This window comes from Ekhidna algicida, assembly GCF_051379705.1.
Lineage (GTDB): Bacteria > Bacteroidota > Bacteroidia > Cytophagales > Cyclobacteriaceae > Ekhidna.
Map to the genome: position 1 here is coordinate 2,340,423 of NZ_CP179868.1, position 21,551 is coordinate 2,361,973.

Sequence of the window (21,551 nt, forward strand, 5' to 3'; positions counted from 1 at the left end):
TTAGGATTTTCATTTCCATTAACCTGACCGATGAAGAAAGTTCTTCAGTACCTCAAAGATTATCAACGCGAGCATTTTGATTGGAAGCTTTACGGTGTAGTGGCCGTCTTTGCTACGATATGTATCGCGCTCAACTATCATTTTGATTTTGAGGACGGTGTAATTGATTCTTACAACGGGCAGCCAATCAAGTGGCTATGGATGTTTCTATTCCATGCTATGCCATTCTTTGTCGTTTGTCTCATCTTGTTCGCCTTTGGTAAAAAAAGAGATTGGCTGACAAGCACCAATTATTGGATCAAATTCATTGTTGGGTTTGGGCTACTGTCATTGGATCGCTCCTTTTATGGATTTACTGAATGGTTGAAATACCTGCCTCAAATGGAGTATCATTATGTAATCCGATGCGTAAACTGGGCATCGAGTCTGATCCTTGTGGTGATACCGCTTTTGATTCTTTATCCATTGCTGGAAAAGGATGAATCGAAGATTTATTATGGATTGAGCTGGAAAAAATTTGAAGCACGCCCATACTTGCTTTTGCTTGGCATAGCTGCAGTTTTCATTGGCATTGGTTCATTCCTGGGAGACATTCAAGACTTCTACCCGCGCTATCGTGGGTCTGGTGCCAACCTCTACCTGAGGGCGAATCCTGGTGTACCCGAATGGTGGTTGGTCACCATATATGAGTTATGCTACGGGAGCGATTTTATTTCTGTAGAGCTGATTTTTCGGGGCTTTTTGATTTTTGCATTTTCTCGCACGCTGGGTGGATACGCTGTGCTCCCAATGATTGTTACCTACGCCTTTTTGCATTTTGGTAAGCCCTTGGGAGAAACGATCAGCTCACTTTTCGGTGGGTATCTGCTGGGCGTGATTTCCTATAACAGCCGAAACATTTGGGGTGGAATTTTTATCCATCTGGGTGTAGCCTGGCTGATGGAATTGTTTGGGTGGATGCAGCAGTAGAATTAACTTTGAAGTAGTTCGGGATGTGGCTCAGTCCGGTTAGAGTACCCGCTTAGGGTGCGGGAGGTCGCTGGTTCGAATCCAGTCATCCCGACGAGTTTAAAACCACCTTTATGGTGGTTTTTTTGTTTGGATGGTAGGATACGATCAGCTGGAAATCCAACCGTGTTTACTTCTTTTTTCCGTCTCTCTTAAAGGCCAGCTTATTTTCTTCAGTAGCCGACTCATCAAAATAGTAACCTTCATAATCAAACGCGCGAAGATCACCCGGATCTGTGATTTGGTTTTCGATCATGAAGCGAGACATCAAGCCTCGTGCCTTCTTGGCATAAAAAGAGATGATCTTGTACTTGCCATTCTTCAGGTCTTTAAACTCCACATTTAGAATCCTGGCAGGGACGTTCTTTTTATCTACAGACTTGAAGTATTCATTGGATGCCAGGTTTAGGATGATGTCATCCCCTTGCGCCTTAAGATCATCCAAAAGCAGATTAAGAATCTTCTTATCCCAATAATCATAGAGTGTTTGATAATCGTCAAAAGCCAGCTTGGTTCCCATCTCCAATCGATAGGGTTGGATCAAATCAAGCGGACGGAGCAGCCCATATAGCCCGGACAATATCCGGAAATGCTTTTGGGCAAAGTCCATCTTCTTGTCATCAAAAGTTTCGGCTTTTAGTCCTTGATAAACATCGCCATTAAAGGCAAGCGCAGCAGGTTTTGAGTTGTCCCTATTGTGCTCAAAATCAAACTCCTTGTAGCGGTGGACATTCAGTCCTGCTAGTTGTTTGCTGATGCTCATGAGATCTTTCACTTCATCCACAGACTTCTTTCGCAACACATCAATTAATTCCTGAGTGCACTCCATCAAACGTGGCTGGCTTGGAGTTGCATTGAAGGGAGTCTTAAAATCCAGATTTTTTGCGGGAGATACTACTGCTATCATAACATGAACATTTTAGATTAAAAATAGGAAAACCGAGGCTATCGTTCCCTCTTCATCAATTTCTCGAAGAAATCAGTTAGCGCTTTCTTTCCTTCTGCCCTGGCATCTAATGAATTTAGTAAAGCAAAAGCCTGGTCGTAATAGCCATTCATTTTTTGCTGAGTCATTTCAAAGATGCCGAGCTCGCCATAAATATTTTTAATGGCATCCACTTTTTCAGTTATATCAAAGTCCTGGACAGACAGCCATTTGTCCATTTCTTTTCGCTGAGCACCATTAGCGAGTTCAAGAGCTTTGATAAGTAAATAGGTTTTCTTATTGGAAACGATATCACCGCCCACTTGCTTCCCAAACTTGGCCTTGTCACCGTACACATCCAGCAAGTCATCCATCAATTGAAACCCGATTCCGGCTTTCTCTCCAATCGAGTTAAGCTGCGACAACTGCTCGTCATCCATGCCTGCAAGCAATCCGCCATATTCTAAACTAAAGCCTAAAAGGACGGCTGTTTTCAAGCGAATCATTTCTAGATATTGAGCTTCTGTTACCGTATCGAACGACTCAAAGTTCATGTCCAGCTGCTGACCTTCACACACTTCAATTGCGCATTTATTAAACTTTCTTAATGCCTCTGCTAATGATTCTTTTGGCCCTTCCAACAGCTGGTCATAAGCCTTCACCATCATGGTGTCACCACTCAGAATCGCTACGGTTTGGTTCCACTTTTCATGTACTGTGGGCTGTCCTCTTCGGATCGGAGCCTCATCCATGATATCATCATGCATCAAGGTGAAATTATGAAATACCTCTACAGCCAATGCTGGCGTAATGCTGGAGGTATAATCTTCCTTTTTTAGTCCATACCCGAGCAGGACAAGCATGGGTCTTAGGCGCTTTCCACCCAATGAAAGCAGGTAGCGGATAGGTTCATAGAGGTTTTCCGGCTGATCTCCAAGAGATAAGTTGGTTAGTCTTTCCTCGATTTTTTGAAGTTGTTCTTTCATGCGGCTGCAAGATAAAACCCCTGAAGCTTTCTGTTGTTTTATTCTTCTTCTAACTCGGAGGTATTCATTACATCATTTTGATGTTCGATGGATTCCTGGTGTATGGCGTTGAGATATCGCTCCAGAAAATCCTGTGACAGGTCATGCATAGATCCATTTTTGGTCACTCGTTTGATGATCTCCTCCCAACGTTCGGTTTGCAAAATGGTGATTCCCTTTTCTTTTTTTACAAGGCCTATTTCTTCGGCAACCTTCATGCGCTCACCCAGGAGTTTCACCAGATCATCATCTATTAAGTCAATTTGATTTCTCAAAAGTTGGAGTTTCTCCGTAAGCTCAATATCCGTAATATCGGAACGACGGATAATCAAGTTGTCAAGTATACTTTGTAGATCTTGCGGAGATACCTGCTGCTCTTTGTCGCTCAAAGCCGCATCCGGATTGATATGCGACTCGATCATCAGTCCATCAAAATTCATATCCAATGCTTGCTGGGCAACGCCTTGAATCAAGTCTCTCTTGCCGCAAATGTGACTTGGATCGCAGATTAATGGGATATCTGAAAAGCGACGTTTCATTTCTATTGCAAGCTGCCACTTGGGTTCATTTCGGTAAACGCTGTTTCCATGCTGTGCAAATCCTCGATGGATCATGGCTAGCTTTTCAATCCCTGCCTGATTCAGTCGCTCAAGGGCGCCTGTCCATAGCTCCACATCTTCATGAATTGGATTTTTGACCAAAACTGTGGCATCCGTGCCTTTTAGTGCATTTGCTATCTCTTGTACCGAAAATGGATTGGCGGTGGTTCGTGCACCTACCCAGAGAATATCTACATTATGAGCAAGTACCTCTTCCACATGGTTAGTATTTGCGACCTCAACTGCTATGGGCAAACCTGTCGCTTCTCTGGCCCTAGCAAGCCACTTTATACCAACGGCTCCAACTCCTTCAAAACTGTTTGGACGTGTTCTTGGCTTCCAAATTCCGGCTCTTAGTACGTCTACCTTGCCTGATTTAGCGATGGCCTCACAAGTTTGTAAGACTTGCTCTTCGCTCTCAGCGCTACAAGGACCTGAGATGATTATCGGTCGCTTGTCTCTAAACAAGGAAATGGGTCGTGTCTTCATTATATCGCTTTGAGACTAAACACGGTTCAAAGGAAATGGATTTATCAATTCTCTAAAAATCACAACTTCCAATCGGAGAGCCATCGGGCGCTTTTATCGTGTTCGGCATTTCAAATTCATCCGGCTCTTCCATGAAACGATCGATCTGAGTCATCACATACCTATAGTACGTGCCATCATCGTTGTTTCTTCGGTCTTTTCGACCATTGGCGTATGTTCTTACCTCTTTAATTTTCGCCAGAGCTTTTGCTCTCACTTCGTCATATGCACGGTCATTCATTGCTAGTCCCATCAGATGACTCAGCATTTCCATCTCAACAACTCTTTGGATTGTGCGATCTGCTCCATTGGACGATGGGTTCATCCACACGGCTTTTATCATTCGATCCAGAACGGCATCAACTCCCGGCTGATTACTATTTCTTGCCTTAAATGTCAGCAATCGATTGAATCGATCTGCATTAAAGATGAAGCTAAATGGTACACTTGCAGCGGTCTCGACGGCAGCCAAATAATCGAATGCCGGACCGGTTTTCGACTGGAAAGTTTCCCTTGACCGTGGATAACCATATGCTCGTGGTGGAATCTGACCGAGCAAGCTTTCCGGCAATCTTAGGTTTTCAACTTTCACGGTATTTAATAGCGCTTCCAGGGCACCCATTTGTTCATCTGTGGTTAGCATTTCTGTCACAAGCTGATCTCCTCCACGTAATGCATAGCTATAATTCAAACCACCAATAAGTTTGGAAGTACCATCCACCTGGTAGCGATGAAATAAATACATTGGCACGAGTACTTCTTCGATAGAGCTCATTGGCGCATTAGTGCGGATGGCTTTTTCAGAGAATTTGTCCAAGATGGTTCTTCGGATTTTCATCATTCGGTTTAATTCCACCGCGGCGTTTGTTCCATTGTCCCAAAGGTGTGCTTCGGGATGTAACCCACTCGAAGGTCGCGCATCCTGATCGGTGATGTATCTCAGGTCTTTGCTAAATGCATCTTCAAGTATTTGATTGAGTTTTTCCTGATTCTCTCCATCCTGAAAGTCGCTGTAACCATAAGTGATGGTCACTTTGTCCCAATCGCCGATTTTATCATCATAGGCTTCACTCAAGTCAATATTTCCCTGATCATCCATTTTTACATATGGATGTGGATAGTCCATCACTGAAGCCCGATTATTCACGCTAGCCGCAAAGTTGTGCGCCAGCCCAAGAGTATGGCCAACTTCATGTGCAGAAAGCTGTCTCAATCGTGCTAAAGCCATTTCTGTCATGGCATTTGGTCTCTCATCTCCATTTTCATATGGTTGTAAAAGTCCGGTCGCAATGAGGAAATCCTGACGAACACGCAGCGAGCCAAGACTTACATGCCCTTTGATCATTTCTCCGGTACGTGGGTCTGTGATGCCTCCGCCGTAGCTCCAGCCACGGGTTGATCGATGCACCCATTGGATGACGTTGTATCTCACATCTAGTGGATGGGCACCTTCGGGCATTACTTTTACCTGGAAAGCATCTTTATATCCTGCTGCCTCAAAAGCTTGATTCCACCAGCTGGCACCTTCAATCAAAGCTGATCTTACTGGCTCAGGTGCTCCTCTATCTACATAGTAAATGATTGGCTCTACAGCTTCACTTAACTTTGCATTGGGATCTTTCTTTTCAAGTCTATGTCGGACGATGTATCGCTTTACCAAAGGATCTTCTATTGGTGTGGCGTAATCCTGGTAAGAGATATTGAAAAACCCTGAGCGTGGATCGAAGACGCGAGGTGTATAGTTGTTGTCCGGTAACTCGATGAAGCTATGATGTGTGCGGACAGTGACTGCATCAGGATTTGGAGTCACTGATCTGAGCCACCAGCCTCGTGCATCGCCGCTGAAAGTGAGAATGGATTCGAATTCGGTGTTTTTTGGAAAGTTGAAAGTGGCATCCATATAAATAGCAGATCGCGATTTATCCACTGAGAAGCTACCCTGATTGGAACCTCTCAGTCTTCCACTTACATCATGCGAATCTCTTAAAAGAAAGTGAGTGATATCGATCAGGTAGGAGTTATCACTTTTGGTTTTTATTTCGAACCCGCCAATAACTGAAGTGGCAAAAGCCTCAGCTACAGACTTCACTTCGTCTTGATTTTCGCTGACAGCTCTGTAATCATAGTTTGGCTGAACAAGCAATAGTTTGTTTCCATATTTTTCAAACTTCACCACTCGTTCAGAGCCCAGCTGGCCTCGGTCCAAGCCAATATCGTTTGAACCGACTCCAGCGGCAAGTGAATTGACATATAAGAACTCCTGGTCTAAGTTATCTACCTCAAGGAACATGCGGCCAGCGTCATCATCATAGTAGAAGTTGAAGTAACCTTCTTGCTTTTCCATTGAGGAGGTAAAGGCTGATAATCCATCATCTGAAGCGGATGCTGTTGAAGTCGAGGGTGTGTTTGCTGTTTGGCAACTTGTAAGTATGATTAGAAGGGATGCTATTTTCCAGTATTTCATAGGTATTGGTTTTGTTCAACTAGTGAAATGGAATAATCCATTACTTCAAGGCAGAGTATGAGTTTTCACTTCTTCTCTTGATTCTTGGAATGTGAGGGTTGTTCCATTATGGACATTTCATTTCATATATTTAATGAGAACTTCTTAAAACAGGCATAATTTAAGGCATTGGTTTGGACAATCATCATAGTGATTCTATCAATCTACATTATCACCAATGTGGCGGCATATTTCTTACAAGAAAGGTTTTTGTTTAAACCAGAGAAGCTGCCGGCCGACTTTGAGTTCAAATATCCAAATCAGAAAAGTGTAGAACATAATTTGTATGTAGGCGATGATGTACGAATCAATGGCGTTCATTTTAGCATTCCGGAACCAAAGGGTGTAGTTCTTTATCTAAAGGGAAATTCACGTTCCATCAAAGGCTGGGGAAAGTTTGCTGTAGATTTCACGCGTTTGGGGTTTGATGTGGTGATGGTAGACTACCGTGGCTTTGGTAAGAGCATTGGACTGAGGCGATCCGAAAAAGATATTAAACATGATATGCAGCGAGTTTACGAGATACTCAAAAGCCGGGTAGATGAAAGATACATCACGATCTATGGTCGATCTATGGGCTCAGGATTTGCCACCAAGTTGGCCAGCAACAATAATCCGCGCATGCTCATTCTGGAGTCGCCTTACTATAGCATGACGAAGATGGCTAAGCGCTACATTCCATTTATGCCGGCATCATTGATTTTGAAATATCCGTTGAGAACTTACAAATGGATCAAATATGTGGGATGTCCCATTAAGATTATTCACGGTACGAAAGACAAATTGATTCCCTATAAATCCAGTCTGGCCCTGTCTAACATCAACCCGAAAGTCACCCGACTGTACTCTGTAATTGGTGCTGGGCACAATGACCTTTACACACATGAGGAGTATCACCGGATGTTGGAAGAAATTGTGAAAACGGAAGAGCTTACTCCCATTAAACCAGATGAGACAAGCCTTTCATTTAAGCGCAAAGAGAAAAATTGAAAGATATCTGATGCTTAATACCATTAAAATTGTTTCCCTGATTTTCGTTGGGCTATACCTAGCATTGGGTTTAGTGATCTTCTTACTTCAGGAGCGCTTGATATTTCTGCCCGAGGATTTACCAAACGACTACAACTATTCATTTGATGCAGAATTTGATGAGCACTTTATCACCATGGAGGACGGGGCTGTCATCAATGCGCTTCATTTTACTCAAGCCGAATCCAAGGGGCTTATTGTTTATTTCCATGGCAATGCCGGCAACCTGGCCCGCTGGGGAGAGGTCGTTTATCCTTTTGTGGAATTGGGATATGAGGTGTTTATCATAGACTATCGAGGATATGGCAAAAGCAGTGGAGAAAGAAACCAGCAGGTGATGTTATCGGATGCGGATGCGATCTATAAATATGCTTTTCAACTGGCATCAGAAGAGAATATCATATTATTTGGTAGGTCCCTTGGCTCAGCATTTGCAAGTTATCTGGCGGGCAAAAACCAACCGAGCATGGTTATTTTAGAAACTCCATTTTACAGTCTGAAAGATGTGGCTAAGGACATCATTCCAATCTACCCGATTGATTTCCTATTGAGCTACAATTACAAGAACTATGCAGCTTTGCAATCATGTATTGCGCCGATTTCCATTTTTCATGGCACCAGAGATGAAGTTGTAGATTATGCATCGGGGAAGAAACTCTATGAAAGCCTTTCCGGAAAAGAGGCTCAGTTTTACACCATCGAAGGTGGTCATCACAATGATTTGTCAACCTTTCCATCCTACTGGGAATCGATGAAACAGGTGCTTGAAAATGAGTGAGTCATTATACTTCATTGCTGTCCTTCCTCCTCCTTCAATTCAAGAAGAGATCACACAGCTCAAGTTGGAGGTTGCTGAAAAATATGGAAGCAAGCACGCCTTGAAATCACCTCCGCATATCACACTTCACATGCCATTCAAGTGGAAAGACAAACGCATAACAGAATTGGTGCAGGTTATGGAAACGCTCAATAATCAGCATGATCCTCTCGAAATAGAGCTAAGGAATTTTGATTTTTTCGAGCCTCGAGTGGTGTTTGTGGATGTAAAGGAAAATGAAAGGTTGGAGGCGCTTCAAAAAAAGGTGGTTGATACATGTAGAAAAATGCTGAAACTGGACAATGCCAACTATAAGAACCGGCCATTTCATTCACATGTGACCATTGGTTTTCGAGACTTGAAAAAGCCGATGTTTTATGAAGCCAAGAAAGCGTTTGAGAATCGTAAGGTAAGTTTTGTGTTTGAAGCTGATGAAATAACACTATTGAAGCACGATGGCAAGAAATGGAATGTGTTCATTTTTTGATATGATTGTAGTATGAAAGCTTTAATTGCCCTCTGTTTTGTTCTAACAATCACTTGTTCTTCTGCGCAAGAACTAGACTCTATTAGTAGTAAATATACAGGTGTATACACTTTAGTAGATCAGCCTGCAATTTTCCCCGGGGGGCACAAAGCATTTTTTAAATTTTTGCGTTCAGAAATGAAATATCCGGAATCTGCGTTAGAAGATGAAGTTGAAGGTAGAGTCTTTGTCCAATTTATTGTGGAAGAAAACGGAGAATTAACCAACCTGCAAGTAGTAAAAGGAATTGGTGCTGGCTGTGATGAAGAAGCCATGCGGGCTCTTGCCAAATCTTCCCCCTGGAACGCGGGACAAATTGATGGAAAGCCTGTTCGTCAAATCATGATTCAGAACATCCTTTTCGGGTTAGATAATGCCAAAAAAGACAACTAGTTATCCCACTCAAATACTTCCGAGTCTTCTCCTTTATACAACCTCGCACTCTGCACATCATCAAAGGCTCTGAAATGAACCAGGTTTTCTTGGTCGCCCCATACTTCGTGTAAGACACTGTTCCAAACCTTTACACGATCAAGTTTCTTCACTTTATCTATTTCGATGTAGCACCACATTACATCCTCTTCCTTCTCAGCACCTACCCAATTGAGCTCATATTCCCGGTCCCTAGCGTCCCAGAGTTTCAACCGTCCCAGCACATAAGGTTTCAAACTTTTTTTGACAAAATCCCAATCCTCTTCCTTGGTGATGTCCAGTTTTTCATTTCCTGTATAGGCCTGCAGCGCCATCTCCAAATCATCAAGAAAAATACGCATGCTAATCTGGATAGCTTTCTTGTCTTCCTTGTATTTGATATCCGATACACTTACGTGAAATGGATGTATCAATGACTGGAAAATGATAAGTGCTGTTGTAATCATGTTTCAAATCTAGGCAAAAGGCGTGCCTCAGGTCAATACCGTTCATCAAATCGTTGCACATCGAAAATCAGCGGATCAATTCGTTGCCTTATATTCGCTACCCCATGAGTGAATTTAGATTGTATTACGGTCTTGGATTTGATCACATTTTAGATGTTAATGGCTATGATCACATACTTTTTGTGATTGTGCTTTGTGCCCTTTATCAGTCCACTGATTGGAAAAAAGTACTGATCCTGATCACAGCCTTTACCATCGGTCATTCCATCACGCTGGCTATGGCCACCATGAGGATTATCAAGATAAACGCGGATCTGATTGAGTTTCTGATTCCGGTCACAATCCTCATAACAGCTATTTCAAATCTCTTTACCAAAGAAGATCGCATCGCAGAAGGCAAGATTTGGAGAAATTACGGCTATGCAGGCTTTTTCGGTTTGATTCATGGACTGGGGTTTTCAAACTACCTCCGAGCTTTATTAGGCAACGATGAGACAATCATCTTACAGCTTTTTGCCTTTAATGTAGGATTAGAGGTCGGTCAAATAATAATCGTTGGATTATTTATGGTGATTAGCTTCATTTTCGTCGGATTAGGAGGTGTCAGCAGGAAGGATTGGAAGATGATTGTCTCCTCGGCAGTTGGCGGAATCGCACTCATGCTTATGCTAGATACAAATTACTTGAACTAAAATATTATTAACTAAACGTAACTATGAAGAATAGCTTTCTATTAATCGTGGCGTTTTTGGTCGGAACAGTAGCCTTGGCTCAGGATCAAAAACAAAAAGATACGGAATGGGAACAGAAGTTTGAGCAGCTGGGAACGATGCTGCCAACTCCAAATGTGTATCGCACAGCATCCGGTGCACCGGGTCATCAATATTGGCAGCAAAAAGCCGATTACAAAATGAAAATTGTGTTGGACGACAACAACCAGACAATTACTGGTAGCGAGTCTATCACTTATCACAATAACTCTCCGGATGATCTTGAATACCTATGGGTACAGCTGGATCAAAACATGCGAGCACGAGATTCTGACTCTCCTCTCATCGGAAGAAATAGTATGAGAGATACGTTGAGTGCATTTGCTGTTTTCAGGCTAACAGGAGACAATGACTATGACGGTGGCTTCAAGATCAAGTCAGTTAAGAGTGGAGGAAAAGACATGACCTACATCATCAACAAAACCATGATGAGGATTGACCTTGAGAAACCATTGAAATCTGGCGACAATATGTCATTCAGCATCGACTGGATGTACAACATCAATAACCGGATGACGGATGGCGGACGATCAGGACTCGAGTACTTTGAAGAAGAAGACAACTACCTGTATACCATCGCGCAGTTTTTCCCAAGAATGGCGGTATACATAGACAATGAAGGATGGCAGAATAAGCAGTTCTTAGGTCGAGGTGAGTTTGCGCTTACCTTCGGTGATTATGAAGTAGACTTAACCGTTCCTTCAGATTTCGTGGTAGGAGCAACCGGTATGCTTCAGAACCCAGGCGAGGTGCTGACCGCAGAGCAGATGGAACGTTTTGAGCAAGCCAAAAAGAGCTATGAAAAGCCGGTAATCATCGTTACCGAGAAAGAAGCCAAGAAAAACGAAAAGACAAAAGCCAAAGACACCAAAACCTGGAAGTTTAAAGCTGAAAACGTAAGAGACTATGGTTTCTGCGCCTCCAGAAAATTCATCTGGGATGCGATGGCCGTAAAGCTTAGCGATGGAAACGAACCATTGGCAATGTCTTACTATCCAAAGGAGGGCAATCCACTTTGGGAAGAATTCTCAACACTTGCCGTGAAGCAAACGCTTGAGACGTATTCTAAATTCACCATTGAATACACCTATCCGGTAGCTATTTCAGTTCATACTGCTTCCATAGGTATGGAGTATCCGATGATTTGCTTCAACTATGGCAGACCAAATGAAGACGGCTCATATTCTGACCGACTGAAGCACGGAATGATCTCTGTAATCATCCATGAAGTCGGGCACAACTTCTTCCCAATGATCATCAACTCGGATGAACGTCAGTGGACATGGATGGATGAAGGGTTGAACACATTCGTTCAGTATCTGACAGAGCAAGAGTTTGACGATAACTACCTAGACTATGAATACCCATCCAGAAGAGGACCGGCGGATAAAATTATTCCTTACATGAGTGGGGAAAGAGGTCTGGTAAGACCAATCATGACAAATTCTGAGCAAATCAGACAGTTTGGAAGCAATGCATACGCTAAGCCTGCAACTGCTTTGAATTTGCTAAGAACTACGGTAATGGGTCCTGAGCTTTTTGATAAAGCATTCAAGACTTATGCTGAAAGATGGGCATTCAAACACCCAACACCTGCTGACTTGTTCCGCACCATGGAGGATGCATCAGCAGTTGATCTGGATTGGTTCTGGAGAGGCTGGTTCTATGGCACAGACTATGTAGACGTATCGCTGGATAATGTGCGATGGTTCCAGATGCAATCAGAAGAAAATGGCCTTGAAACACGAAATATCAAAGGCGCAGGACAAGGTATAGATGGAAACAATGATGGTAATAAAGACTTTGGCAGTGATCCGCAACCATTCGTATTCCAGGAGTGGACGGGCGGTTCAGGGGAATATCGCCAGTCCATGGATCAGGACAAAATCAAGCAGTCTGCTGAAGGAAAGAACTTCTATGAACTTACCTTAAAGAACAAAGGTGGACTGGTTACACCGATTTTGATTCAGTGGACGTATGTTGACGGATCAGTCGAACTGCAAAAAATTCCTGCAGAAATCTGGAAGATTAATGAAAAAGAAGTGACAAAAGTTTTCATGAAGGACAAACAAGTTGCTAAAATTGTGATCGATCCGGATCAAATGACTGCTGACGCTTACACGGACAACAATGTGTTCCCAAGAACAGAAGAAGGTGACCGTTTTGAGCAGTTTAAAGAAGGAAAAGACTAACATGTCTAAAAAGAAACACAACCAACCTAAACTAAAGGGAGACCACTTATGGTCTCCTTTTTTTATTCCTATATTTATTGTCATTAAAAATCCTACTATGAAAAACCTAATAGGCGCAATAGCGCTACTAATGATACTATCCTCGTGCTCAACGGGATCACGCTCACCCGAAAGTGTTGATAGCACTGCAGTAGACGGAGGCGAGTATGTTGAATACAATAATCCACCAGCAGAAGGATTTAATCAGGAAGGCTCAGATCTGCTTGCAACCTTATTGGCGGATAAAGCCATGCTGGCCATGGGTGGACGCAAAGCCTGGGACAACACACGATACATCGGCTGGAATTTCTTCGGCAGAAGAAAACACATATGGGATAAGTCAACCGGCGATATTCGAATAGAGGTTCCGGAGAATGACCTCACCATTCTTATGAATATCAATTCAAGAGAAGGTAAGGTGATGAAAGGAGGAACAGTCATGACTGATTCGCTTGATTATTACCTGGATCGAGGTTATGGAATGTGGGTCAATGATTCATACTGGCTGGTGATGCCATTTAAGCTAAAAGACTCTGGAGTGACTCTTAAGTACTTGCGGGAAGACACGACCATGACCGGAGAAAGTGCAGATGTTGTGAGCCTCGCCTTTGAAGATGTTGGGGTGACCCCACAAAATGTATATGAAGTCTGGGTAGATACAGACTCAAAGCTAATTACCCAGTGGGCATATTATCCGGATTCTTCTGCTTTAGAGCCGCAATTTGTTACTCCATGGGCTGATTACAATAAGTATGGTGAAATCTGGCTTGCTGGCAATAGAGGTAAATATGAGATGTCAGATATCCAGGTGATGGAAATAGTGCCTGAAGGCACATTTACCGATTTTCAGTTGACTCAATAGAAGATGCTTCCCGAGCCAGTCAAAGTTGTATTCGTACAGTACGCCATTCAAGGATTACTTGCTTTGGTGATAATGCTGATACTGCGGAAATTTTTTCGCCAGTATAGAAACAATTTCTTTGACTATTGGTCCTGGAGCTGGCTTGCATTGTTTGTAAATATGATCGGTTCATGTGTGGCTCTGGCCAATGCCTTTTTATTGCCACTGGATCACCCGGTCAGATTATTGGTTTCTTTTGTCACCGTTATTGCTAGTTTTCTTCAAATCTTATGGCTTTATGCCGGCACAAGAGAGATTTCAAGAACCAAGAAAATCAATCGAAATCACTTGAGAATAATCACCATTCTGATTATTCCTATTTCCGTATTCCTTGTTGCGATGAATTTCGATGATCCTGTTGCCGGGGAATATCGCATATTCTACCGTGTAGGAATTCGATCGATGGTAGCTGGAGTTCTTTTTATTATTTGCTCTAAAATGCTCTGGGCTATAGCCAAAACAGGAATTGGCATTCGATTTATTCTGCTCTCGTTCATTGCATATGGCTTACTTCAGTTAAACTATTTTTTTGTGGTGCTCTCACCCATTACACCCGTCAATTACTTTGGCGAAGTACCATACTATATGGGAGCCATTGATATATTCCTACAGGCTTTGATGGGCCTAGGGATGATCATTAGTGTTTTAGAGATTGAGCAACACAACCTTAAAAAAGCCAATACGGAGTTGGACACCTTTCTATATCGTTCCTCACATGATTTACGATCACCACTGACTACCATATCGGGCATTGTTTCAGCAATACGCGTGTCGGATGACGAAAAAAAAATCAACGAATTTCTAACAGCCATTGACGCTCGTGTACTTCAGGCGGACAATGTTATCCGTGATATCATTACCCTTAGAAAGGGTCAAAAAGCCGATCTGGCAATCACAGAAATAGACCTGGAAAATGAAATAAAAGCAGAGTTTAGCACGCTTATAGACCCCAATATCATTCAGCCAAAGCTCACTGTGGAGGTGAATGGGGAAAAGGTTTTGAACACAGATCAAGCAAGACTGCATACGGTGTTAACAAACATTCTTGGCAATGCCATTCGATATCATGACGGTAAGCCCAATGCGGAAATTATCGTAAAAATTAGCCAGGAAGAAAACGGACTGAACCTTCAAATCTCAGACAATGGCGCTGGAATTGATGAAAAACACCTGCCCAGAATTTTCGATATGTTTTACAGAGCGAATAAGTCTTCAAACGGAACCGGCCTTGGCCTTTACCTGGTGAAAGATGCACTCGGACATATGGAAGGCACCATTGATGTATTCTCGCAAAAAGGTAAGGGGACGACATTCTATATCTATTTACCTGACCTCAAGCGAAACCAATAAGGGCTTTAATACCTTTATTAGTATCTAATAAATAGAATTATGAAAGCAATTTGGAACGGTGAAATAATCGCTGAGAGCGATGACACAGTAGTAGTAGAAGGGAATCACTATTTTCCTCCATCTTCTATCAAAAAGGATTACTTCAAAGAGACAGCTACTCAATCGGTGTGTCCCTGGAAGGGAACAGCTAGTTACTTTTCTGTTGAAGTTAATGGGGAAGAAAATAAAGATGCCGCCTGGTACTATCCAGAAACAAGCGAACTAGCCAAGAACATCAAGGGCTATGTAGCCTTTTGGAAAGGAGTGAAGGTAGAAAACTAAGTTCTACCTATCGCTTGGCGTATATTCCAGGGGGAGCATTTCGGCAATCTTTGCCGACCATCCCATATACCCTTCAAAAAACACTTTTTTCACATCATAATAACCATTGTCATAGATGGTGAGAAAGTCATTGAAATAAACAGTAGAGGTCTGTTTGGTATCTGACCCACCACCTCTTCTATATCTTGAATAGGAGAGATCTTCATTTTCCTTGGTATAGGTGATTCTCAGGTGCCCTTTGTATTTAAGTGTTCCGTTTTGTATAAGGCTATTATCTTCTATTACTTTTCCCAGGCTGTCAACTGTTGAAGGCATTCGTTGCATGCTTACCCAATAGTTCAGGCTGTCTGAATCAGGAGTCCCGCTGATTTGAACTCGTGCATATTTTCCAGATTTGATACTATTTACAGACAGTTTTTCATCAATCAGTTTCTGAGGTGGACGCTTACGATTTGGGACTCGGTAAAGCTCTTGAACAATAAAGTCTTCCTCGACAAATGTATTGTTCTTGAAAGATCGAAGGAAGTGATTAAATGAACCTCGATAGGCTGTCTCTCGTGCTTTCTCCCATCTGCGAATCTGACCCTTTCCTTTTGGTTTCATTTCCTCAAAACGTGGGATTCCAAAAGAGTAGAATAGATGACTTTTGTATTCCATTCGAAACTCCTGCATTACATAGCCAATTCGATATCCCAATGCTTTGTTATCTATTAGAATTTCTTTTCGAGAGTGTGCATAAAGTCCGTTTTCTACTGGATCAAAAAATAAGAATATGTCCCTTGGATTGCTAATATCAACCTTTGCTGCATTAGCTGTTTCCCCGAGGAAGAGTTGCTTGAAAATGGGGTAGTTGTTTTTCCAACCGGAAGTATCCGCGTTTACGTGAATATCTTTGAGGGCAATAACTTTTGGTTCAAGTGCGACCTGAAAAAATGGAAGTTTTTCGGAAGTCAAAACAGGCTGAGAAAACTCCTGATACCCGACATATGAAACAATGAGCTCGTACTTGCCTTCTGCTGGAATGATAAATGAGAAATTCCCTTCTAGATCAGTGGTTGCGCCAATCAATGTCCCGGAGAAGAACACGTTCGCAAATGGAATTGGCTCACCAGTGTTTTTGTCTGACACATTACCCTCAATTATTTGGGCAGAAGAGCTAAGTCCAATCGTGAAACAGACAAGAAATATGATGAGGCTAGTTATCCGCATACACTCCTCTTACGCATAACTATAAATATAGTTATGACTTTTGTTTCCGCAAGTCATAACTGATGTAAAAGCTCCGAAGCACCATGGTCAAAACCAGTGGAACAAGAGATTGGTGAAGCGGCTGCAGAAGTAGGGCCCATATTAATAGCAAACCGCAATACCAATAGGCAGCAACCTTGAAATAGATTCTGAAGAAATTTCTGAATCGCTTTCTGCTTGTAAAGAAGACCAGTGGAAAGTGAAATGGAATCGCCCAGAGGATGTTCAGATTTCGTTGCGAGAGATGTTCCGTCCCAAACCACAAGAACACTACCCACCAGCCCGCAAAACCAACCAATGAAAATATTAATGAATCGACCCACTTGGTTCGTTTTCCATACTTCATGTTGCGGTGTGTAATCAACCCAACGATGAAAAACAGTAGTACGAAGGTGTTAAATGGTGTAAGAAGTCCATTCACGAAAGCTTCTTCCTCAGGCACAAACGTAGTTTCTTCTCTTTTTACCAAGGGAACCTTCAGGCTGTCTCGGTCAATTGTCGCACCGGAAAACGCCGAGTGAACATAGTCCGGCAGAAACATATAGTCATAGGCCGTTGCTTCTTTGTCTATTTGCTGTCCAAGTCCAAGGTCAATAGCAAAATCTCCCCAAGGCTGATAATCCAAATAGTCATCCATTAAGTCGCGGATCGTTTTGCCCTCTTCTTTATAGCTTAGGTCAAATTCAATTCTATTAGGATAGAGATTTTCGGCAACATCACGAATTTTGGTAGCGCAATTATCATACACATAGTTGTAGAGATACTCAGCGTTCTCCGGCTTCACATTGGTTTGGAGGAAATCAAAAAATTGTTGTTTCTCCTCAGCCGTCAGGTTTAAATATTGCTCTTTTACATATCGGTTCTGACTTTTGTAAAAAGCATATACGCGATCGTATCTGCCTACACCAACCTTATACTTAAGTAGGCCCTGAGCGAAATTCAGGAAGAAATTTTCCTGGTCAAAATCGTAAAGTCCGTAATTGTAAAACCAATCAACTCCTGAATTGGGATCTACAACGCGTATTCCACTGTGGCCGAAGGCAGACCACACTTCACCTTGATACGGCCCTATGGTTATTACTGCTATCTCTGCCTGCTCGGAGAGTTTTATCTGAGCTTGTGAAAAAGATGTAACTAAAAATAGGAGGCTCAGGAATACGAATCTCATGATTCAAGTGTTTACTTTGTTTTCTAATGTTGATCAATCTACACGATAGCTTCTCGCTCGCTTCAAAACTAACGCCAAAAAGAATATTCAATGCGTGGAAAGTTTGGAGAAGCTATCAGCGCTCCGTCAACTCAGGTAAATCCAACATAGCAGGTCTACCGATAAGCATGGCAATTGAGCCGACAACTGCATGCAATTTAAGGTGTCCCGAATGTCCAAGTGGACTGAGATCATTTACGCGTCCTACGGGAAAACTTGATACTACTCTCTTTGAAAAAATAATGAAGGATGTAAGCGATCAACTGCTCTACCTCACCTTCTACTTTCAGGGTGAGCCCTATCTGAATCCGCAATTTTTGGATATGGTGAAAATCGCCTCAAGGCATAAAATATATACGACCACCTCCACCAATGCTCATTTTCTGGACGATGAAAATGCGAAGAAAACAGTGGAATCTGGATTGGATCGATTAATTATATCCATTGATGGGGCATCTCAGGAAACGTATGAATCCTACCGCAAAGAAGGAGCCCTGACGAAGGTCCTGGAAGGAACCGAAAACATCCTTAAATGGCGAAATATACTAAAGTCAAAAAGTCCAAAAGTGATGTGGCAATTTTTGGTAGTGAAACCCAATGAGCATGAAATACCCAAGATTAAAAAACTAGCAAAAGAATACGGTGTAGATAAGGTAGCATTCAAGACCGCACAGATCTACGACTACCAAAACGGTAATGACCTGATTCCCTCAATCAATAAGTACTCGAGATACAAGGCCAATGGCGATGGGACGTTCAGTATTAAAAATAAGCTGGAAAATAAGTGCTGGAAGATGTGGCAATCCTGTGTCATCACCTGGGATGGACAGGTGATTCCGTGTTGCTTTGATAAGGATGCGTCGCATAGTATGGGAAATGTATCAACCGATCCATTCCAGGAAATATGGTTTTCAAAACCCTATGATAAGTTTCGAAAGTCATTACTCACCGCAAGATCAGAAATAGAAATTTGCAAAAACTGCACAGAAGGGCTGACGGTTTGGGCCTGATGCACTTATTTCGCACTTCATATCACTCAACTTATGAAATTTGATCGTAAAGACCGGACCAACGAAGAGCTTCTAGCCATTCATGAAGCTTTAGTAACGCCCCGACTGATAGAAGACAAGATGCTGATTCTTCTTCGTCAGGGAAAAATCAGTAAATGGTTTTCCGGTATCGGACAAGAAGCCATTTCTGTAGGAGCTGCACTAGCACTTGAGAAGGAAGAATACATCTTGCCAATGCACCGAAACCTGGGCGTATTCACTACACGAGGTGTTCCTTTTCAAAACCTCTTTTCTCAGTTTCAAGGAAAGATCAAAGGCTTTACGAAAGGTCGAGATCGAAGCTTTCATTTTGGCACACAGGATTTCAATATCGTAGGCATGATTTCCCATTTAGGGCCACAGCTTGGAATTGCAGATGGAATCGCACTTTCCCATCTTCTGAAAAAGGAGGAAAAGGTAAGTCTCGTTTTCACAGGAGATGGTGGAACCAGTGAGGGGGATTTTCATGAAGCCGTAAATGTGGCCTCTGTTTGGAAACTCCCGGTCGTTTTCGTTATTGAAAACAATGGATATGGATTATCAACACCTAGTCGAGAGCAATTCAATTTTGACTCGTTTGTGGTGAAAGGCCCTGCTTATGGCATGGAGGCCTACAGTGTAGAAGGCAATTCGATTTTGGAAGTATTGAATGAATTGGAGCCGCTTATCGAAGATATCAGACAAAATCCCAGGCCAGTCATTTTTGAGGCAAAGACCTTCCGTATGAGAGGGCATGAAGAAGCCTCGGGCACAAAGTATGTGCCAAAAGAATTAATGGAGAAATGGGCTCAGAAGGATCCAGTAAAAGCATTCGAGAGTTATCTAATCAAAGAAAAAGTTTGCACCAATGATGATATCACTGAGATCAGAAAGTCGATACAGAAGGAAATAAGTGAAGCAGTAAAAGAAGCTTTTGCTGAGGATTCTATTAAAGCAAATACCGAAACAGAAATTGCGGACCTGTTTTATCCGTATGAGCAAAAGGTCATACAATCAAAAGGGAAGGAATCAGAAAAGCGATTAGTTGATGCTATTTCCGATGGATTGAGACAATCATTAGAAAAACACGACGAATTGGTGATTATGGGGCAAGACATAGCTGATTATGGTGGGGTCTTCAAGATTACCGAAGGTTTCATGGAGCAATTCGGAAAGGAAAGAATTCGAAATACCCCACTTTGTGAAGCAGCTATTGTAGGGACAGCTCTTGGGTTAAGTATCGCCGGAATGAAGGCTGTTGTAGAAATGCAATTTGCTGATTTTGTAACGGAAGGATTTAATCAGATTGTGAACAATCTTGCAAAGATTCATTACCGTTGGGGACAAAATGCAGATGTTGTTGTTCGGATGCCAACAGGCGCCGGCGTTGGCGCAGGACCTTTTCATTCACAGTCAAATGAGGCCTGGTTTTTTCACACACCCGGACTCAAAATCGTTTATCCTTCCAACCCACATGATGCAAAAGGCTTGTTAGCTGCTGCTATAGAAGATCCAAATCCATATCTATTTTTCGAGCACAAAGCACTCTATAGGTCACTGAGTGGAAATGTGCCGGATGCCTATTACACGACCGAGGTAGGAAAGGCTGTAGTCAATCGTAATGGTGCGGATATGTCCATTATCACCTATGGAATGGGTGTGCATTGGGCCAATCAAGTGGCTGATGAGTTAGAAGCTTCCATTGAGATCATTGATTTAAGAACCTTGCTTCCATGGGATAAAGAAGCTGTTCGTACTTCAGCAGAAAAAACAGGACGAGTAGTGGTCCTTCATGAAGATTGTATGACTGGTGGTATTGGTGGAGAAATTGCTGCCTGGATATCAGAATACTGTTTTGAGTCGCTGGATGCTCCTGTCATGCGTGAGGCTAGTCTCGATACTCCTGTGCCATTTGCTGCTGATCTGGAAAGAAACTTCTTGCCAAACTCAAGACTGAAGGATACCGTTCAGAAAATACTTGATTATTAGCCTTTTTGGACGATTAGAACTTTACGCCAAAATCTATAGAGAAGATGGTATTGCGAAGCTGTAAATCTTCAAAGGCGGCAGAAGCTTCGTTTACTGCATTGATCAAGCCTCGTTGGTAAGAAAAACCTCCAAAGAGAGTTGTATTGATGCCTGCACGATACTCAATACCTGCGCCTAAAATCACCGGAATATCTATTGGTGTAAACTTTTCAATGTTTACAAAAGACGGATCCTCAGCCTCGTCAAATACTTTGATCTCCAATGCCGTTCCAACTTGTAGATAAGCCTTCATATCAGGAGCAAGCTCATTGGTAAATAGTTTTAGTGTGGCCGGAATTTGCAAATATTGAAGCTTATATTCCTCTTCTACAGTTCCATCGGCACTGCGAAATGCAATTCGTTTAGGCAAGTAAATGAGGCCCGAGCTGAGGTAGTATGTATCTGAGAGTGTTTTATCTGCAACCAGCCCAATCGAAAATTTCATTTTCGAACCATCATTTTCTACTGTCTGCAGGTCATTTTTAGCCCTATTTGAAGATATCACCGGAGCTAATTTCAACCCAAGCTTTACTTGTGCCATTGATGCTACAGATGAAAGAATGAGGAGTAAGAAAAGAAACTTCTTCATATGTCGTTGTTACTTCTAAATTTGCCTCAAAAATAGATAG

20 protein-coding genes and 1 tRNA gene are annotated in these 21,551 nt (G+C 42.4%); 13 read left to right on the forward strand and 8 right to left on the reverse strand.

The annotated features are described in order from the left end of the window. Positions 1 to 30: 30 nt before the first annotated feature. A complete protein-coding gene (locus ACL8WY_RS10190; protein ID WP_436514614.1) occupies positions 31 to 969 on the forward strand; it encodes a CPBP family intramembrane glutamic endopeptidase in 939 nt (312 codons plus the stop codon). A 19-nt stretch (positions 970 to 988) separates the two neighbouring features. After that, positions 989 to 1,063, forward strand: a tRNA-Pro gene (locus tag ACL8WY_RS10195). Between the two features lie 75 nt (positions 1,064 to 1,138). On the opposite strand, the gene yaaA is transcribed toward ACL8WY_RS10195, so the two are convergent. The 4 genes from yaaA to ACL8WY_RS10215 are packed head-to-tail and all read right to left on the reverse strand — an operon-like array spanning position 1,139 to position 6,549. Beyond that, positions 1,139 to 1,915 (reverse strand): peroxide stress protein YaaA, encoded by a 777-nt coding sequence (gene yaaA / locus ACL8WY_RS10200; protein ID WP_436514615.1) that lies wholly within the window; start codon positions 1,913 to 1,915, stop codon positions 1,139 to 1,141. A gap of 38 nt (positions 1,916 to 1,953) precedes the next feature. Next, positions 1,954 to 2,919, reverse strand: a complete 966-nt coding sequence (locus tag ACL8WY_RS10205) for a polyprenyl synthetase family protein (RefSeq protein ID WP_436514616.1) — start codon at positions 2,917 to 2,919, stop codon at positions 1,954 to 1,956. A 38-nt stretch (positions 2,920 to 2,957) separates the two neighbouring features. After that, complete coding sequence (locus tag ACL8WY_RS10210; protein WP_436514617.1) at positions 2,958 to 4,046, reverse strand: chorismate mutase; 1,089 nt, start codon at positions 4,044 to 4,046, stop codon at positions 2,958 to 2,960. 52 nt (positions 4,047 to 4,098) lie between these two features. Further along, positions 4,099 to 6,549 carry a zinc-dependent metalloprotease gene (locus ACL8WY_RS10215; protein WP_436514618.1) on the reverse strand — a complete coding sequence of 817 codons (2,451 nt, stop codon included), beginning with the start codon at positions 6,547 to 6,549 and terminating at the stop codon, positions 4,099 to 4,101. A gap of 189 nt (positions 6,550 to 6,738) precedes the next feature. Here ACL8WY_RS10215 and ACL8WY_RS10220 point away from each other — a divergent pair, with 189 nt between their 5' ends. From ACL8WY_RS10220 to ACL8WY_RS10235, 4 genes are read left to right on the forward strand one after another with little or no spacing between them, the layout of a single operon-like run. Next, positions 6,739 to 7,578 carry an alpha/beta hydrolase gene (locus ACL8WY_RS10220; protein WP_436514619.1) on the forward strand — a complete coding sequence of 280 codons (840 nt, stop codon included), beginning with the start codon at positions 6,739 to 6,741 and terminating at the stop codon, positions 7,576 to 7,578. Continuing rightward, entirely contained in the window at positions 7,538 to 8,395 is an 858-nt protein-coding gene (locus ACL8WY_RS10225; protein WP_436514620.1) for an alpha/beta hydrolase, read from the forward strand. The genes ACL8WY_RS10220 and ACL8WY_RS10225 overlap by 41 nt, the downstream gene beginning before the upstream one ends. Next, positions 8,388 to 8,921 (forward strand): 2'-5' RNA ligase family protein, encoded by a 534-nt coding sequence (locus tag ACL8WY_RS10230; RefSeq protein WP_436514621.1) that lies wholly within the window; start codon positions 8,388 to 8,390, stop codon positions 8,919 to 8,921. Before ACL8WY_RS10225 ends, ACL8WY_RS10230 begins: the two co-directional genes overlap by 8 nt. A 12-nt stretch (positions 8,922 to 8,933) precedes the next feature. Beyond that, on the forward strand, positions 8,934 to 9,353 hold the full coding sequence (locus tag ACL8WY_RS10235) for an energy transducer TonB (protein WP_436514622.1): 420 nt from the start codon (positions 8,934 to 8,936) through the stop codon (positions 9,351 to 9,353). Here ACL8WY_RS10235 and ACL8WY_RS10240 read toward each other — a convergent pair. Continuing rightward, on the reverse strand, positions 9,350 to 9,838 hold the full coding sequence (locus tag ACL8WY_RS10240; protein ID WP_436514623.1) for a DUF6702 family protein: 489 nt from the start codon (positions 9,836 to 9,838) through the stop codon (positions 9,350 to 9,352). The genes ACL8WY_RS10235 and ACL8WY_RS10240 overlap by 4 nt on opposite strands. A gap of 104 nt (positions 9,839 to 9,942) precedes the next feature. On the opposite strand from ACL8WY_RS10240, the gene ACL8WY_RS10245 reads away from it, so the two are divergent. The 5 genes from ACL8WY_RS10245 (at position 9,943) to ACL8WY_RS10265 (ending at position 15,411) form a co-directional block, all read left to right on the forward strand. Continuing rightward, positions 9,943 to 10,530: a HupE/UreJ family protein gene (locus ACL8WY_RS10245; RefSeq protein WP_436514624.1), complete on the forward strand. Its 588-nt coding sequence runs from the start codon at positions 9,943 to 9,945 to the stop codon at positions 10,528 to 10,530. A 23-nt stretch (positions 10,531 to 10,553) separates the two neighbouring features. Beyond that, entirely contained in the window at positions 10,554 to 12,800 is a 2,247-nt protein-coding gene (locus tag ACL8WY_RS10250) for a M1 family metallopeptidase (protein ID WP_436514625.1), read from the forward strand. A 97-nt stretch (positions 12,801 to 12,897) separates the two neighbouring features. After that, the gene (locus ACL8WY_RS10255) at positions 12,898 to 13,701 is read left to right on the forward strand and encodes a hypothetical protein (RefSeq protein WP_436514626.1); all 804 of its coding nucleotides are present in this window, start codon (positions 12,898 to 12,900) and stop codon (positions 13,699 to 13,701) included. Positions 13,702 to 13,704: 3 nt separating this feature from the next. Continuing rightward, positions 13,705 to 15,090 carry a sensor histidine kinase gene (locus ACL8WY_RS10260; protein ID WP_436514627.1) on the forward strand — a complete coding sequence of 462 codons (1,386 nt, stop codon included), beginning with the start codon at positions 13,705 to 13,707 and terminating at the stop codon, positions 15,088 to 15,090. A gap of 39 nt (positions 15,091 to 15,129) precedes the next feature. Continuing rightward, on the forward strand, positions 15,130 to 15,411 hold the full coding sequence (locus ACL8WY_RS10265) for a DUF427 domain-containing protein (RefSeq protein ID WP_436514628.1): 282 nt from the start codon (positions 15,130 to 15,132) through the stop codon (positions 15,409 to 15,411). Between the two features lie 3 nt (positions 15,412 to 15,414). Here ACL8WY_RS10265 and ACL8WY_RS10270 read toward each other — a convergent pair whose 3' ends face one another. Next, positions 15,415 to 16,620 (reverse strand): carboxypeptidase-like regulatory domain-containing protein, encoded by a 1,206-nt coding sequence (locus ACL8WY_RS10270; RefSeq protein WP_436514629.1) that lies wholly within the window; start codon positions 16,618 to 16,620, stop codon positions 15,415 to 15,417. 31 nt (positions 16,621 to 16,651) lie between these two features. Then, the gene (locus ACL8WY_RS10275) at positions 16,652 to 17,827 is read right to left on the reverse strand and encodes a lipoprotein N-acyltransferase Lnb domain-containing protein (RefSeq protein ID WP_436514630.1); all 1,176 of its coding nucleotides are present in this window, start codon (positions 17,825 to 17,827) and stop codon (positions 16,652 to 16,654) included. A gap of 26 nt (positions 17,828 to 17,853) precedes the next feature. Here ACL8WY_RS10275 and ACL8WY_RS10280 point away from each other — a divergent pair, with 26 nt between their 5' ends. Together ACL8WY_RS10280 and ACL8WY_RS10285 are read left to right on the forward strand one after the other, a co-directional pair. Further along, a complete protein-coding gene (locus ACL8WY_RS10280) occupies positions 17,854 to 18,876 on the forward strand; it encodes an SPASM domain-containing protein (protein WP_436514632.1) in 1,023 nt (340 codons plus the stop codon). A gap of 33 nt (positions 18,877 to 18,909) precedes the next feature. Next, on the forward strand, positions 18,910 to 20,883 hold the full coding sequence (locus ACL8WY_RS10285) for an alpha-ketoacid dehydrogenase subunit alpha/beta (RefSeq protein ID WP_436514633.1): 1,974 nt from the start codon (positions 18,910 to 18,912) through the stop codon (positions 20,881 to 20,883). A 13-nt stretch (positions 20,884 to 20,896) separates the two neighbouring features. Here the strand turns inward: ACL8WY_RS10285 and ACL8WY_RS10290 are convergent, their stop codons facing one another. Beyond that, the gene (locus tag ACL8WY_RS10290) at positions 20,897 to 21,511 is read right to left on the reverse strand and encodes a porin family protein (RefSeq protein WP_436514634.1); all 615 of its coding nucleotides are present in this window, start codon (positions 21,509 to 21,511) and stop codon (positions 20,897 to 20,899) included. Positions 21,512 to 21,551 lie beyond the last annotated feature (40 nt).